This window comes from Corallococcus sp. CA047B, from assembly GCF_003612065.1.
GTDB classification, from domain to species: domain Bacteria; phylum Myxococcota; class Myxococcia; order Myxococcales; family Myxococcaceae; genus Corallococcus; species Corallococcus praedator.
The window spans coordinates 1-13,168 of record NZ_RAWD01000274.1 but is presented as its reverse complement, the minus strand read 5'-3'; the positions used below and the strand labels follow the sequence as shown (position 1 = coordinate 13,168).

General features: G+C 67.7%; 12 protein-coding genes. 7 read left to right on the top strand and 5 right to left on the bottom strand.

Annotated features, from left to right (window positions below):
- From D7X74_RS31735 to D7X74_RS31715, 5 genes are all read left to right on the top strand, one after another.
- A partial coding sequence (locus tag D7X74_RS31735; RefSeq protein ID WP_147446755.1) for an AraC family transcriptional regulator occupies positions 1-646 on the top strand: 646 nt, incomplete at its 5' end.
- A gap of 57 nt (positions 647-703) precedes the next feature.
- On the top strand, positions 704-2,071 hold the full coding sequence (locus tag D7X74_RS31730) for a glycoside hydrolase family 26 protein (RefSeq protein WP_120536759.1): 1,368 nt from the start codon (positions 704-706) through the stop codon (positions 2,069-2,071).
- An 81-nt stretch (positions 2,072-2,152) separates the two neighbouring features.
- Entirely contained in the window at positions 2,153-2,362 is a 210-nt protein-coding gene (locus D7X74_RS31725; RefSeq protein WP_120582647.1) for a hypothetical protein, read from the top strand.
- Between the two features lie 51 nt (positions 2,363-2,413).
- Entirely contained in the window at positions 2,414-3,037 is a 624-nt protein-coding gene (locus D7X74_RS31720; RefSeq protein ID WP_120536757.1) for an imm11 family protein, read from the top strand.
- Positions 3,034-3,828: an immunity 49 family protein gene (locus tag D7X74_RS31715; protein WP_120536756.1), complete on the top strand. Its 795-nt coding sequence runs from the start codon at positions 3,034-3,036 to the stop codon at positions 3,826-3,828. The genes D7X74_RS31720 and D7X74_RS31715 overlap by 4 nt, the downstream gene beginning before the upstream one ends.
- Before the next feature lie 3 nt (positions 3,829-3,831).
- Here the strand turns inward: D7X74_RS31715 and D7X74_RS31710 are convergent, their stop codons facing one another.
- Together D7X74_RS31710 and D7X74_RS31705 are read right to left on the bottom strand one after the other, a co-directional pair.
- Positions 3,832-4,230, bottom strand: a complete 399-nt coding sequence (locus D7X74_RS31710) for a hypothetical protein (protein ID WP_120536755.1) — start codon at positions 4,228-4,230, stop codon at positions 3,832-3,834.
- Positions 4,231-4,317: 87 nt separating this feature from the next.
- Entirely contained in the window at positions 4,318-4,905 is a 588-nt protein-coding gene (locus D7X74_RS31705) for a TetR/AcrR family transcriptional regulator (RefSeq protein WP_120536754.1), read from the bottom strand.
- Between the two features lie 96 nt (positions 4,906-5,001).
- Between D7X74_RS31705 and D7X74_RS31700 the strand changes: the two genes are divergently transcribed.
- Complete coding sequence (locus D7X74_RS31700; protein WP_120536753.1) at positions 5,002-5,859, top strand: oxidoreductase; 858 nt, start codon at positions 5,002-5,004, stop codon at positions 5,857-5,859.
- Positions 5,860-5,862: 3 nt separating this feature from the next.
- Here D7X74_RS31700 and D7X74_RS31695 read toward each other — a convergent pair whose 3' ends face one another.
- Entirely contained in the window at positions 5,863-6,237 is a 375-nt protein-coding gene (locus D7X74_RS31695; protein ID WP_120536752.1) for a GFA family protein, read from the bottom strand.
- 269 nt (positions 6,238-6,506) lie between these two features.
- Entirely contained in the window at positions 6,507-10,250 is a 3,744-nt protein-coding gene (ileS, locus tag D7X74_RS31690) for an isoleucine--tRNA ligase (RefSeq protein ID WP_120536751.1), read from the bottom strand.
- Between the two features lie 165 nt (positions 10,251-10,415).
- Between ileS and D7X74_RS31685 the strand changes: the two genes are divergently transcribed.
- Entirely contained in the window at positions 10,416-11,600 is a 1,185-nt protein-coding gene (locus tag D7X74_RS31685) for a glycosyl hydrolase (protein WP_120536750.1), read from the top strand.
- A gap of 10 nt (positions 11,601-11,610) precedes the next feature.
- On the opposite strand, the gene D7X74_RS31680 is transcribed toward D7X74_RS31685, so the two are convergent.
- Positions 11,611-13,155, bottom strand: coding sequence for an SDR family NAD(P)-dependent oxidoreductase (locus D7X74_RS31680; protein ID WP_233595341.1), 1,545 nt, complete (start codon positions 13,153-13,155; stop codon positions 11,611-11,613).
- Positions 13,156-13,168: the final 13 nt, after the last annotated feature.

The window sequence follows — 13,168 nt, the reverse complement described above, 5'->3', positions numbered from 1 at the left end:
GCTGGGGGGGGCGGGCGCGACCACCACGTTGATCACCGGCTGCTTCCAGTTCGGCGTGGACCCCACGCACCCGCTGCTGCGGGCCTTCCCGCCCATCATCCACCTGTCCACGCAGGAGTCCCGCAGGGCGTCTTCGCTCGCCGCCACCGTGCAGCTCCTCTCCGCGGAGACCGCCGAGCCGGGCCCCGGGAGTGCCCTCGTGGTCGGCCGTCTGGCGGACGTGCTGTTGGTGCAGGCGCTGCGGGCCCAGGCGCTGCTCGCGCAGTCGGGGGATGCGGGATGGAAGGCGCTGGCGGATCCGGCCATCGGGAACGCGCTGGCCCTGATGCACGAACAGCCCGGCGCGCCCTGGACGGTGGAGCGGCTGGCCGCGGCCGTGGGCCTGTCGCGCTCCGGGTTCGCCGCGCGCTTCCACTCGCTGGTGGGGGAGACGCCCCTGCACTACCTGTCGAACTGGCGGATGACCCGCTCCGCGCGGTGGCTGCATGAGTCCGACGACAGCCTGGACGCCATCGCCGAACGCGCGGGCTACGAAAGCGCGCCCGCCTTCAGCAAGGCCTTCAAGCGCCGCTGGGGCATGGGACCCGGTGCGTATCGGCGGACGCCTGCGCCTCGTGTGACACTTCCGACCTCGTTTGACACATAGGTCTCAAAATCAAGAGAATCTGGAAATATCTCCTTTCCCCTCCAGGAGTCTTCCAGCATGTATGCAGGTCTCAAGCGGTTCGCGGTCTCCCTCACCACCTCGCTGGCCGCGCTGTGTGCGGCGTCCGCGTTCGCCGCGCAGCCGCTGACGGGTGTGTACCGGGGTGAGGTGTACTCGCAGCCGAACACGGTGAACGCGTACTCCACCTGGCTGGGCTTCGACGTGAAGATGGGCCAGGGGCATCAGGCCAAGGACAGCTGGGGCAACATCGAGAACCCGGGCTGGCAGCTGGGCGCGTGGCGCACGTGGGTGAAGGCGAAGGCGGGCCGGCGCTTCAACTATTCGGTGGCCATGTATCCCAGCGGCCAGGGCAACCTGGCGTCGTGCGCGGCGGGTGCGTATGACCAGCGCTTCAAGAACCTAGCGTCGAACCTGGTGGCGTACGAGCTGCAAGGCACCATCATCCGGCTGGGCTGGGAGTTCAGCGGCGGTTGGATGCCCTGGTACTCCGGCAACGGGCAGCAGGCGAACTTCGCGGGTTGTTTCCGGCGCATCGTGACGGCCATGCGCACGCAGCAGCCGAACGCGGGGTTCGAGTTCGACTGGAACCCGAACTACGACATCTCCGCGGCGGACCTGGCCGCGACGTATCCGGGGGATGCGTATGTCGATTACATCGGGTTGGACATGTATGACCAGGGTTGGAACGGGGCCTATCCGATTCCCGCGGGCTGCACCGGTTCGTGCGCGCTCACGCGCTGGCAGTCGGTGTGGAACAGCCAGTTCGGGCCGGCGCTGACGAAGTTCAAGAGCTTCGCCCAGTCCCATGGCAAGCGGCTGTCGGTGCCGGAGTGGGGCGTGAACGACGGCGCCACGATGGGTGGTGGTGACGACACGTACTACGTGCAGCAGATGCTGGCGTTCATCTTCAACCCGACGAACAACGTGGGTTACCACTCGTACTTCGACATCCAGGCGGGTGACGGGCACCACCAGCTCTCCAGCGCGGACAACACCGGGGGCAACACCTTCGTCACCGAGTTCCCGAATGCCGCCGCGATCTTCAAGAACCACTACGCGGGGCTGGCGCAGCCCACGCAGTGGTCCACCACGAAGGCGACGGTGAGCCCGGCGACGGCGACGCGCGGCCAGTCGTTCAACGTGACGGGCTCGGTCACGTCGCCCTCCGCGCAGACCGTGGTGGTGAAGTATGAGATCCGCAACGCGTCCACCACGGCGCTGGTGACGGACCGCACGTACACGGCGCAGGCCTTCATGGCGGGACAGACGCGAAGCTACACGTCCGCGTTCGTCATCCCCACGTCGCTGAGCGCGGGCACCTACCGCGTGGACACGCTTGTCTTCACGGCGGACTGGTCCCAGACGCTGCTGTACCGCAACGACACGACGTTCACCGCGAACTGAGGCGGTGACCCACGGACCGTCGGAGGATGTTGTCTCCGGCGGTCCGGGGCCGTGCCCTGTCAGACCGCATGCCATCACATCATGCCCGATGAGGCGCTCTCCGCAGCGCTGGAACCGAAGGAAGCCGAGTTCCTGATGGCGGTCGGCTACAACATGAATCCTGGCAAGGACGTCATCATCCTGCCCATTATGCGGGACGTCGCCTATGCCCTGGTGCTCCCAAAACACAAGGGATGGCATCGCTCCTACAACTCATTCTCCTGGTCCAATTCGGGCGGACAACCGCGATGACGAAGATGGTGGCGGCGGAAATCAACCAGTGGCGCGGAGCATGACCCATCCATGAACACTGAAAACGGGCAGCCTGCATCTTCAGCAAAGAACAACTACTTCATCCTCAGGAGCGAGGTCCTGGATGGGTATTGCGCCATTTTCCTGACGCCGACTGGGATGCCTGACATCCACAAGCCCGCGACTGGCGTGCGCATGGGGGATGCCTACCCGCAGGGACTGCGCTTCCAGATGGCCAAGGAGGAGAAGGGGTTGAAGGTTGCGGACATCATCCCCAATGCCCTCGGCTACTTCATGGTCTCCGCGAGGATGAAGACCTTCTTGGAACAGCACGCTGGCGTGGAGATTGAGTTTCTCCGATTCACGCTCCTCAATCATCGTGGGCGCGTTGCCAGTGAAGATTGCTACATCGCGAATGTCCTTGGTGCTCAGGACTGGGTTGATGCGGAGAAGAGTGATGGGACGCGGAAGGCGAGCAATCCCAGTCGGTTCCTCTTTCTGAGGCGCCTCGTGCTTGACGAAAGCAAGGTGAATCCAGAGGTTCGGCTCTTTCGCGCGGTGACGGTGCCGCGGCTTCCCATCGTACGCCAGGACTTCAAGGAGCTTCTTGAACGGGAGGGTATGACCGGGCCGGTCTTCTACCCGGTAGGAGCCGAAGTGGCCTTGACTCCATGAGCCACGACTACGTCGAGATCGCACGCCACAATCAGTCCCTGATCCTCGCGGAAACGCTGGAGGCCCTTGCGCAATCACACGCGCCACCGGCCGAACTCTTCTCGAACGCGGCCGTGTGCTACCGGGTGCTGGCGCTCTGCACCCTGCTTCAAGAGGCGGACACGGAGGGCTTCGCTGGCCTCTTGTGCAAGGCCGGGCAGGCTCGGCTCGCCTTCCTGGAACTCGCATCACAAGGGACGCGGCGCTACGAGCCGGGGTTCCTGCTCGCCAGTGACAACTGCGGCTTCAGTGATGCGTTGGCCTCCGGTGACCTGGACACGGCTCGCGCCATCGCCCGCCTTTCCCCGGCGCGGCATGGGCAGGACCTCGAATACGAGGAGGATTTTCTCTTCACCCGCTTCCTGCACCTCTGGGTGCTTGCGCCGCGCGACACCGCTGGATTGGAGCTGGCGCTGGAGCGCTGGGCGTCCGTGGTGGAGGAGGGTGACCCTGACACGCGACTGTCCGCATGCCGTGCGTTGATGGAGAAGAGCCCGGACCGCTTCTCCCTGGCGCTCCAGGCGCTCGTGACCGAACGCAAACGTGAGTATCGCGCCTATCGCAAGCAGCTCGACTTCGACGAGGAGGTCGCGGCGACGACGGGGAAGGTCTACCTCGACGGACTGGCGCTCCTGCGGCTCGCCGAACTGGAGGGCCTGGGGCCCCTGCCTGCGTACGAGCTGCTCCCCGAACTCGCGAGGATTCCGCTCGGAACCCCGCTGCCCGGACCGCAGGCCTGGCGGGTGGGATGAGCCTCAGTTCGGGACCGCCACCGCCTGCTCCAGGCCCTCGCTCCACTCCAGCAGGCACGAGGCGTCCACCAGGAACGTGACCTCGATGCGGTTCTGCGCGCAGGAGTAGTAGAGGGTGAAGGCCGGCTTCCACCGGTCGCCACCCACGTCGGGCCGATGAGCGACCTCCAGGGTGAGGGTGGCGTCGCGCCAGTCCAGGTCCACGCTGAATTCCTCCTGGTCTGTCTGCCATTGCCGGAGGGCCCGCAGCAGGGCGTCGAAGCGCTCCCGGGGCACGACGACCTGTGGCAGCCGGATGTCGAAGTCGTCGACCACTTCGTTGAAGCTGGAGGCGTCCCTTCGGAACATCGTTCCCGTGCTTCGCAGCTCCAGGAGCAGGCAGGGTTCTCCATTGAGAACCATGCTCCGGCGGATGCTTCCTTCCAAGGTGTTGTAGCCAGCGTTCGACGGGAGGCGGAAGGTCACGGACACTGCGCGGGATGACGGGCCCTACGCGCCCGGACTGACAGGTGTCACCAGCAGGCGCACCGCTTCGACGACCGACCGACGCCTCCTGCGGACCTCCGCAGGGCTCGGCGGGGTAGGGCCGGCGCAGTAGGAGAGCGGGAAGGACCAGGTCTTCGCGAGCGCCAGCACGAGCGCCAGCAGCTCGTCCGCCGCGAAATGCTTCGTCACCGTCCCCTCTCGCTGGGCCCGGGTGATGGCCGCCACCTTGTGCTGGTTGTTCTTGAGCACGCGCTCCGGGATGCCCGCCTCGGGGCCGTGCTCCAGTTCGTACCAGGTGGCCAGCCGCAGCACTTGCGGCCGCGCCTGGAAACCGTCGAACAGCTTCCCCGCGTAGGCCGGCAGGTCGCTCGCGTCGATGGGCGTCTCCTGCGCCACCTCCGCCACGTGCGCCTCGAACACCGCGTCGAAGAGCTGCTCCTTGCTGCCGAAGTACGAATAGATGAGCGCCTTGTTGCACCCCGCCGACGCCGCGATGCGATCCACGCGCGCGCCCGCGATGCCTCGCTCCGAGAACTCCGCCGCGGCCGCCTCCAACAGGCGCTGCCGGGTCTTCTGTGCGTCACCCGCCATACCTGCCCAACATGCCCCACCCCACTCCGGGTTGCACCCCGACACATGCCCGTTATATTCATGTAACCAACCAGTTAGTTGAAATGGAGTTCCGCCATGGGTGCTTCCCTTGAGTCGTCCCGCGTCTGGCTGATCACCGGTTCTTCCCGAGGGCTGGGGCGCAGCTTCGCCGAGGCCGTGCTGGCGGCCGGGCACCGACTGGTCGCCACCGCTCGCAAGCCGGAGCAACTGGCCCCGCTGGTGGAGCGCTACGGCGAGCGGGTCCGGGCGGTCGCGCTGGACGTCACGAAGCCCGAGCAGGCCCGGGCCGCGGTGAAGACCGCCGCGGAGGCGTTCGGCCGCCTGGACGTGGTGGTGAACAACGCGGGGTACGGCGACCTCGCGTCCATCGAGGAGATGACGGACGACGCCTTCCGCGCGCAGCTCGACACCAACCTGTTCGGCGTGGTGAACGTCACGCGCGCCGCGCTGCCGGTGCTCCGGGCCCAGCGCTCCGGCCACATCATCCAGGTGTCATCCGTGGGCGGTCGCCTCTCCACGCCGGGCCTGGGGGCGTACCAGGCCGCGAAGTGGGCCGTGGGCGGCTTCTCGGAGGTGCTGGCCAAGGAGGTGGCCCCCTTCGGCGTGAAGGTGACCATCGTGGAGCCGGGCGGCTTCCGCACCGATTGGGCGGGTGCTTCCATGACCATCCCCTCCATCGGGCCGGACTACGCACCCACGGTGGGCGCGGTCGCGGAGATGGTGCGGGCTCGGACCGGCAAGGAGCCGGGAGACCCGGACCGTGCGGCCCAGGTGCTCCTCCAGGTGGCCGCGCTGGAATCGCCGCCGCTGCACCTGCTGCTGGGCAGCGACGCGTTCGGGCTCGCCAGCGCACGGCTCGATGCGCTCAAGGCCGAGGATGCGCGGTGGAAGCACCTGTCGCTGTCCACCGACTTCCCGGCACCCGCGAAGTAGCCGCTACCAGAGGTTGCGCCCGTCCAGGAACACGACGCGCACGGCGTCCAGGTTGAAGTCGTCGAACAGCCGCGCGTTGATGCCCACCTTGAACCTGCCGGGCACGACGGCGTTGTTCTCCCAGACGGGCGTGTCCGTCCAGGTGCCGCAGCCACAGACCTGACAGTGGTGGTGCGCGACGGGCGCGTTGCGGTCGTACGTGCCCACCTGCTCGCGGCTCGTGAACTTCACCTGCTCCGGGTCGTAGTAGGACCAGAGCGGTCCCCGCTTGGCGCAGAACGTACAGTTGCAGCGGGTAACTTCCTTCGGCGGCGCGGTGACCTCGAACCGCGTCGCACCGCAGTGACAGCTTCCCTTCAGCGGGGCGATTTCACTCATCCCGCCATCATCCGCGAGTGCGTCCGCGCGGGGAACGTGGGCTGGCCACTCTGTCCGTGCTTCGACGCTCCGCGCCCGCATCCGTCCGCCTTGACAGGGGCAGGGGAGGGCTGATGAGGATGCAAGTCATTATCAAATCAAAGCCAGGAAGCCGGGAGGGCGGTGACTCCCTCCCGGTCCTTCACCCTGCCACACAGCCTGTCTGTGTTTGGCGCCCCGGGTGGGTTGCTACCCCGGAGCGCTTGCGCCCCGTTTGGGGCGTCAACGGCTCAGGCGCGCTCGACGCGGATGCGCGCGGGCAGGCCGTTGAGGCTGTCCTCTTCCTCGGTGCCCTTGAGGCCTTCGGGGCCCACGTGGATCTCCGTGGCCAGCGTCTCGCGGGACACTTCCTCGCGGGCCGCGTCCACGACGCGCTTCACCCGGTCATCGCCGTCCACCCACAGGCGGATGCGGTCGGCGTAGCCCAGGTTCAGGTCCTTGCGGGCGCCCTGCACGCGCGCCAGCAGCTCGCGCACCAGGCCCTCGTCTTCCAGCGCCGGGGTGAGCTGGGTGTGGAGCACCACCACGCCCACGCCCGAGCCAGCGGCGGCGTAGCCGGGCTGCGCCTCCACCAGGGTCTCCAGCTCCTCGGCGGGGAAGACCATGTCCTCGCCGCCCACGTTCAGGGCGACCTTGCCCGTCTGGAGCAGCTCGTGGTGCAGCGCGCGGCCGTCGCCGGAGTCGAACGCCTTGCGCACCGGCGCGAGCTTGGGGCCCAGCCGGCTGCCCATGGCGCGCAGGTTGGGACGCACGCGGTAGCGCACCACGTCCGCCTCCGGGCTGCCCGGCTCCACCAGCTTCACGGTGTGCACGTTCAGCTCGTCGGAGATGAGCTCCTGGTACACGGCCACGCGCTCGGACAGCTCGCGGCGCGACAGGATGACGTCCGCGCGGGACAGCGGCTGGCGCACCTTGAGCTTGTTGTCCGTGCGGACCTTGAGGCCCAGCGACACCAGCTCGCGCACCGCGCCCATCTCCGCGGCCAGCCCCTCGTCGATGAGGCTCGCGTCCACGTCCGGGAAGCGCGCCAGGTGCACGCTCTCCGGCTGCGTGCTGGGCCACGGCTTCACCACCAGGTTGCCCCACATCTCATCGGTGAAGAACGGGATGAAGGGCGCGGACAGCGCGGTGATGGCGGTGAGCGCTTCGTACAGCGTGAAGTACGCGTCCTGCTTGTCCTGTTCGAAGCCCGGCGCCCAGAAGCGCGAGCGGCTGCGGCGCAGGTACCAGTTGGACAGCGCGTCCACCAGCGCCACCATCCGCTGGGCCGCGTCGTACACCTGATACGTGTCCAGCGCCTTGGAGACGTCGCGCAGGGTGAGCTGCACCTCGGAGAGGATCCACCGGTCCAACACGGGCCGGTCCTTCACCGCGCGCCAGCCCTCGCTCTTGCGGATGGCCAGCCACGGAGCCTCCGTCGCGCCCGCGTTGCCCTTCGCCGGGTTGAAGCCGTCGATGTTCGCGTAGATGGTGAAGAACGAGTAGACGTTGCGCAGCTTGACCTGGAAGTCCTTCTGCAACAGCCGCACGTTCGCCAGCGAGTGGCGCGTGTTGGACCAGGTAGGGCTCGCCGCGTAGAAGAACCACCGGAACGCGTCCGCGCCCGGGGCCTTGGTGGCGGGGTCTTTGAGCACCACGCGCTCACCGGCCGGGAGCCGGGGCACCTCCACCGGCATCACGTCCGCGCCGCGCGCCGAGGGCTTCACGTCCAGCGCCTGCAGCTCCGCGGGCGCGAGCAGCACCACGCGGCGCTTGAGCTTCTTGTGCACCTTCACCGTCACGGTGACGGCGGTGCCCGGCCGGTCCGAGCGGAAGAGCTGCACGCGGGCGCCCTCCTGCGTGTCCAGGCCCTCCAGGTCCTCGCGCGCGATGAGCGCCACGCCGGGCTCCGCGGGGACGCCGGCCTCCGTGGCGGTGAGCACCGCGAAGTCCATGCGCACCTCGTCCAGGATGATCTCCGGCGGGGTGTAGTTGCCCTTGGACTTGGACTCCTTCTTGCCCTCCTTGTCGGAGACGTGGCCCAGCACGATGCAGCTCTTGTAGGGCATGGGCCACTCACGCTTCGGCGTGAGCCCCATGCGCTTCTGGGTCTCCTCGTCGAAGATGAGCGTGCTCACCATCAGCAGCGAATAGAACCAGCCGCGCGTCTGGTCGATGGCCTCCGAGATGAAGTCCGCCGGGAACGCGCGGTTGAAGGTCTCCTTGGAGCCTTCCGCGTGCGGGAAGCCCCACTGCGCGAAGGGCATGCAGCCAGAGTCGAACCACACGTCCACCACTTCGGGGACGCGCTGGAACTTCCCGCTGGCGCCGGCCTTCTCGTAGGTGACCTTGTCGATCCACGGCTTGTGGACCAGCAGGTGCTCCGCGTTGGACTCGTGCGGCTTGCCGGCGAGGAACGCCTTCAGCTCCGCCTCCACGGCGGCCACGTTGTTGCCCGGCTTCTGGCGCAGCTCCGCGATGGACGGCACGGCTTCCGTCTCACCCGTCTCCGAGTGGATCCACAGCGGCAGCGGCGTGCCCCAGTAGCGCTCGCGCGACAGGGCCCAGTCCACGTTGTTGGCCAGGAAGTCGCCGAAGCGGCCGTCCTTGATGTGCTCCGGCACCCAGTTGACGTTCTGGTTGTTGGCCTTGGCCTGCTCGATGACCGACGTGGTGCGGATGTACCAGGCGGGCCGGGCGTACTGGATGAGCGGGTCCTCGTCCGCGCGCCAGCAGAAGGGGTACTCGTGGCGGTACTGCTCCGTGTGGATGAGCAGCCCGCGCTCCTTGAGGTTGCGCTGCAGGTCCTTGTCCGCGTCCTTCACGAAGCGGCCGGTGACGAGCGGAACCTCTTCGGAGAACGTGCCGTCCGGCTTCACCGCGCAGCGCATCTCCAGCGCGTCCGGGTTCTTGAAGCGCAGCCGGTCCTTGCGGAACGCGTCGTAGTCGTCTTCACCGAACGCGGGCGCCGTGTGCACGATGCCCGTGCCGCTGTCGAGCGTGACGAAGTCCGCGGCCAGCACGCGCCAGCCCACCGAGTCCTCGCCGCCGTCCTTGAGGGGCAGCGTCGCGTCCGCGTCCTTCGCGAAGTAGGTGTCGAAGGGCGGCGTGTAGCGCTTGCCGACCAGCTCCTTGCCCTTCTGCGTGGACAGCACCGGCAGGTCCTTCTTGAGCTTCTTCGCCAGCTCCTCGCGCAGCGCGGCGGCGATGATGAGCTTGCGGTCCCCGGCGTCCACGGTGACGTAGTCCACCGACGGGTTGACGGCCGCGTACATGTTGGACGGCAGCGTCCAGGGCGTCGTCGTCCAGATGAGCAGCGCAGTATCCGGCGCGTCGCGCAGCGGGAAGGCCACGTAGACGCTGGGGTCGTCCACCGTCTTGTAGCCCAGGCCCACTTCGGCCGCGGACAGCGCGGTGCCGCCGCGCGGCCACCACCACACCACCTTGTGGCCCTGGTACAGCAGGCCCTTCTTGAACAGCTCCGAGAGCGCCCACCACACGCTCTGCACGAAGCCCCGGTGGTAGGTGACGTAGGCCTCGTTCAGGTCCACCCAGAAGCCGATGCGCTGGGTGAGCCGCTCCCACTCGGCCGTGTAGCGGAAGACGGACTCGATGCAGCGCTCGGTGAAGGGCTCGACGCCGTAGCGTTCAATCTCCGCCTTGCCGTGGATGCGCAGCTCCTTCTCGACCTCCACCTCCACCGGCAGGCCGTGCGTGTCCCAGCCCGCCTTGCGCGGCACGTAGTGGCCCCGCATGGTCTGGTAGCGGGGGAACAGGTCCTTGATGACGCGCGTGAGGACGTGGCCGTTGTGGGGCAGGCCGTTCGCGGTGGGCGGCCCTTCGTAGAAGACGAAGCTCTTGGCCCCTTCGTTCGCCTTGAGCGATTTCTCGAAGATGCCGCGTTCCTTCCAGAAGGCCAGGACGCGGCGCTCCTCGGCCGGGAAGTCCATCTCCACGGGGACCGCGTCGAACAGGGACGAAGGCTTTTCAGACATGGCCGCTTGATACCACCGGACAGGCCCGCTGGCAGTGAATCCGGGCCCTTGGAACCCGCCCTGACCGGGGGTGGACAAGTTGGCTTTCACTGAAATTCATGTAATCCCGGGTGGACTGGTGGCACCTTGCCCGCTTCCCGGGCAGCCCCTGGAGGTCCCCACGTGATGCATGTCCCCCGTCGCACCCCCTCATCCTTCCCGTCCGCTGTCGCGCTGCTGGCGGCGCTGGTGCTGTGCCTGGGCGCGGGTCCGGCGCGGGCGCAGGTGTCCCGGACGCTGAGCACGCCGGGGCCCACGGCGCAGGCGCAGAAGGTCTACAACCTGCTGACGGACCTGGAGAACAACAGCCGCAACGGTGGGACGAAGCAGACCATCATGGGCCAGCACTGCGAGGCCCAGAAGGAGGCCTACGCGGGCGAGTACTGGGTGAAGGTGGGAGACATCTCCGGCCGGCGTCCGGGCTTCGTGGAGTTCGACTTCGGGCCGGGCAACTACCGCGCCACCTACAGCGAGCCGTACGTGGACTACGCGGTGGGCTTCGCGCGCGACCGGTTCATCTACGGTGAGGGCATCGTCGGCTTCAGCTTCCACCAGTCCTATCCGGGCGCGTCGGTGAAGAGCTGGCCGAACACCTTCCGGCAGTCCTGGATGGACTACAACTGGATGGGCCGGGTCATCAACTGGCAGGCCAACACGGCGGAGTACCAGGCACTGCTGCGCGACCTGTCCTTCGCGGCGGACAAGCTCACGATTCTACGGGACGCGGGCGTGCCGGTGCTGTTCCGCCCCTTCCACGAGATGAACAAGAAGGGGAGCGCGTCCCCGTTCTGGTGGGCGAACCACGATCCGTACCAGTACCGGCAGCTGTGGAACATCGCGCACGACTACCTGGTGAAGACGCGCGGGCTGAAGAACCTCATCTTCGTCTGGTCGCCGTATGAGTGGGACGGGACGTACGGCGGGGACGCGGCGGCGTACTACCCGGGCAGCGACCGCGTGGACGTGGTGGCGGTGGACATCTACCACGGCAATCCCTACTTCCCGGCCCAGTTCTACACGGGGCTTGGGGGCTACAACAAACCGCGCATGGTGGCGGAGACGGACAAGCTGCCGGTGCGCTGGGGGGACAGCCGCTACGGGACGGTGTCGGAACTCGACGCCCGTCCGTGGGCCATCTACTCCGTGTGGGGCGACTCGCTTGTCTACAACCTGGGCACGACGAGTCCGAACGACTGGAACGTGTCCAGCAACTACAAAGCCATCAAGGACACGTATGGGTACTACGGGACGTACTGGCGGGTGCTGACCGGCGGGAGCAACGCGACCTACAACTGGGGCGCGTTGCGCTGACGGGACGCGGTCACCAGTTCGTGGGGCGGTAGTCCTTGAAGAAGTTGCCCCAGACGAACTCGTTCGTGTTGATGGCGGTGATGATGGGGTCGACGATGCGCGCGGCCCCGTCCACGATGTCAAGCGGGGGCTGGAAGTCCAGCTCCTGCACCTTGCGCTCGGCGTGGAGGATGGGGTCCTCGTCCGTCACCCAGCCGGTGTCCGCAGCGTTCATGAAGATGCCGTCCCGGGCGTAGTCCGCCGCGGAGGTGAGCGTCATCATGTTCAGCGCGGCCTTGGCCATGTTGGTGTGCGGGTGCTTGTCCGTCTTGGTGCCGCGCGAGAAGCTGCCCTCCATCGCGGACACGTTGACGATGTGGCCCGGCTGCGAGCGGTCGCGCATCATCAGCGGCTTCAGCTTTCCCACGAGGATGAAGGGCGCCACCGCGTTGATGAGGTGCACCTCCAACATCTCCGAGGTCTGCACCTCCGACAGCTTCAGGCGCCAGGAGTTCGTCTTGCGCAGGTCCACCTGCTGGAGGTCCGCGTCCAGCCGGCCCTGCGGGAAGAGCGCCTGCGTGTCGGGCTCCTGCTCCATCGCGTAGGGCAGGAGCGACAGCGCCGCCGACGAGTGGATGCCCAGCGCCGGGTCGCTGCTGCGCCACGTGGTGGTCGACATGGCCGTGCTCACGTCCGTGTCACCCGCGCTCAGCACGTTGCCCGGAGTGCCGGGGTTCAGGGCGGGCCGCAGCGCCGCGATGCAGGCCTGGTGGCCGGCGAGCAGCGGGCGCACCTCCTGGGGCAGGGTGTTCGCGTCCCGCAGCTCACCCTCCAGCAGGTGCCGGTAGAAGCCCGGCGGCCGGCGCACCGTCTGCGCCGCGTTGTTGATGAGGATGTCCAGCTTCGCGTGCGTCTCCTCGATGTGGCGCGCGAACAGCTCCACGCTGGGCGCGTGGCGCAGGTCCAGGCCGTGCACGTGCAGCCGGTGGGACCAGTCCGCGAAGTCCGGCTCGCGCGCATAGCGGAGCACCGCGTCCTGCGGGAAGCGCGTGGTGGCGATGACCGTCGCGCCCGAGCGCAGCAGCATCAGCGACGCCTGGAAGCCAATCTTCACGCGGGCGCCGGTGATGAGCGCCACCTTGCCGTTGAGGTTCGCCTGCTGCGTGCGGCGGGAGTAGTTGAAGTCCCCGCACGCGCTGCACAGCATGTCGTAGAAGAAGTGCAGCTTGCGGTACTCCTGCTTGCACACGTAACACTTGCGCGGCTCCTCCAGCACGCGCTCCTCGGTCTGCGTGGGCGGCGGCGGGGGCAGCATGGGCAGCGTGAGCACGGGGGCGCGGCGCAGCGCGCGGATCTCCGTGTTGGCGCGCACGACGCGGTCCTTCTCGCGCTTCTCCACCTTGCGCTCGCGCTTGAGCGTGTTCAGCAGCTTCGACTTGGCGGCCTTGTCCGGGTGCACCAGCCGGCCCGCGGCGGCGAGCAGGCCGTGGTGGTCCTCTTCCGGAAGGCGGGTGAGCAGGATGCGGTGCTCGGTCAGCGTCCGCAGCAGCTCGATGGCGCGGCGCACCTCCTCCACGCTGGGGGTGGGG

Coding starts and splice junctions, on each gene's coding strand:
- D7X74_RS31730 (WP_120536759.1), top strand. CDS start 704: ATGTATGCAGGTCTCAAGCGGTTCGCGGTCTCCCTCACCACCTCGCTG.
- D7X74_RS31725 (WP_120582647.1), top strand. CDS start 2,153: ATGCCCGATGAGGCGCTCTCCGCAGCGCTGGAACCGAAGGAAGCCGAG.
- D7X74_RS31720 (WP_120536757.1), top strand. CDS start 2,414: ATGAACACTGAAAACGGGCAGCCTGCATCTTCAGCAAAGAACAACTAC.
- D7X74_RS31715 (WP_120536756.1), top strand. CDS start 3,034: ATGAGCCACGACTACGTCGAGATCGCACGCCACAATCAGTCCCTGATC.
- D7X74_RS31710 (WP_120536755.1), bottom strand. CDS start 4,230: ATGGTTCTCAATGGAGAACCCTGCCTGCTCCTGGAGCTGCGAAGCACG.
- D7X74_RS31705 (WP_120536754.1), bottom strand. CDS start 4,905: ATGGCGGGTGACGCACAGAAGACCCGGCAGCGCCTGTTGGAGGCGGCC.
- D7X74_RS31700 (WP_120536753.1), top strand. CDS start 5,002: ATGGGTGCTTCCCTTGAGTCGTCCCGCGTCTGGCTGATCACCGGTTCT.
- D7X74_RS31695 (WP_120536752.1), bottom strand. CDS start 6,237: ATGAGTGAAATCGCCCCGCTGAAGGGAAGCTGTCACTGCGGTGCGACG.
- ileS (WP_120536751.1), bottom strand. CDS start 10,250: ATGTCTGAAAAGCCTTCGTCCCTGTTCGACGCGGTCCCCGTGGAGATG.
- D7X74_RS31685 (WP_120536750.1), top strand. CDS start 10,416: ATGCATGTCCCCCGTCGCACCCCCTCATCCTTCCCGTCCGCTGTCGCG.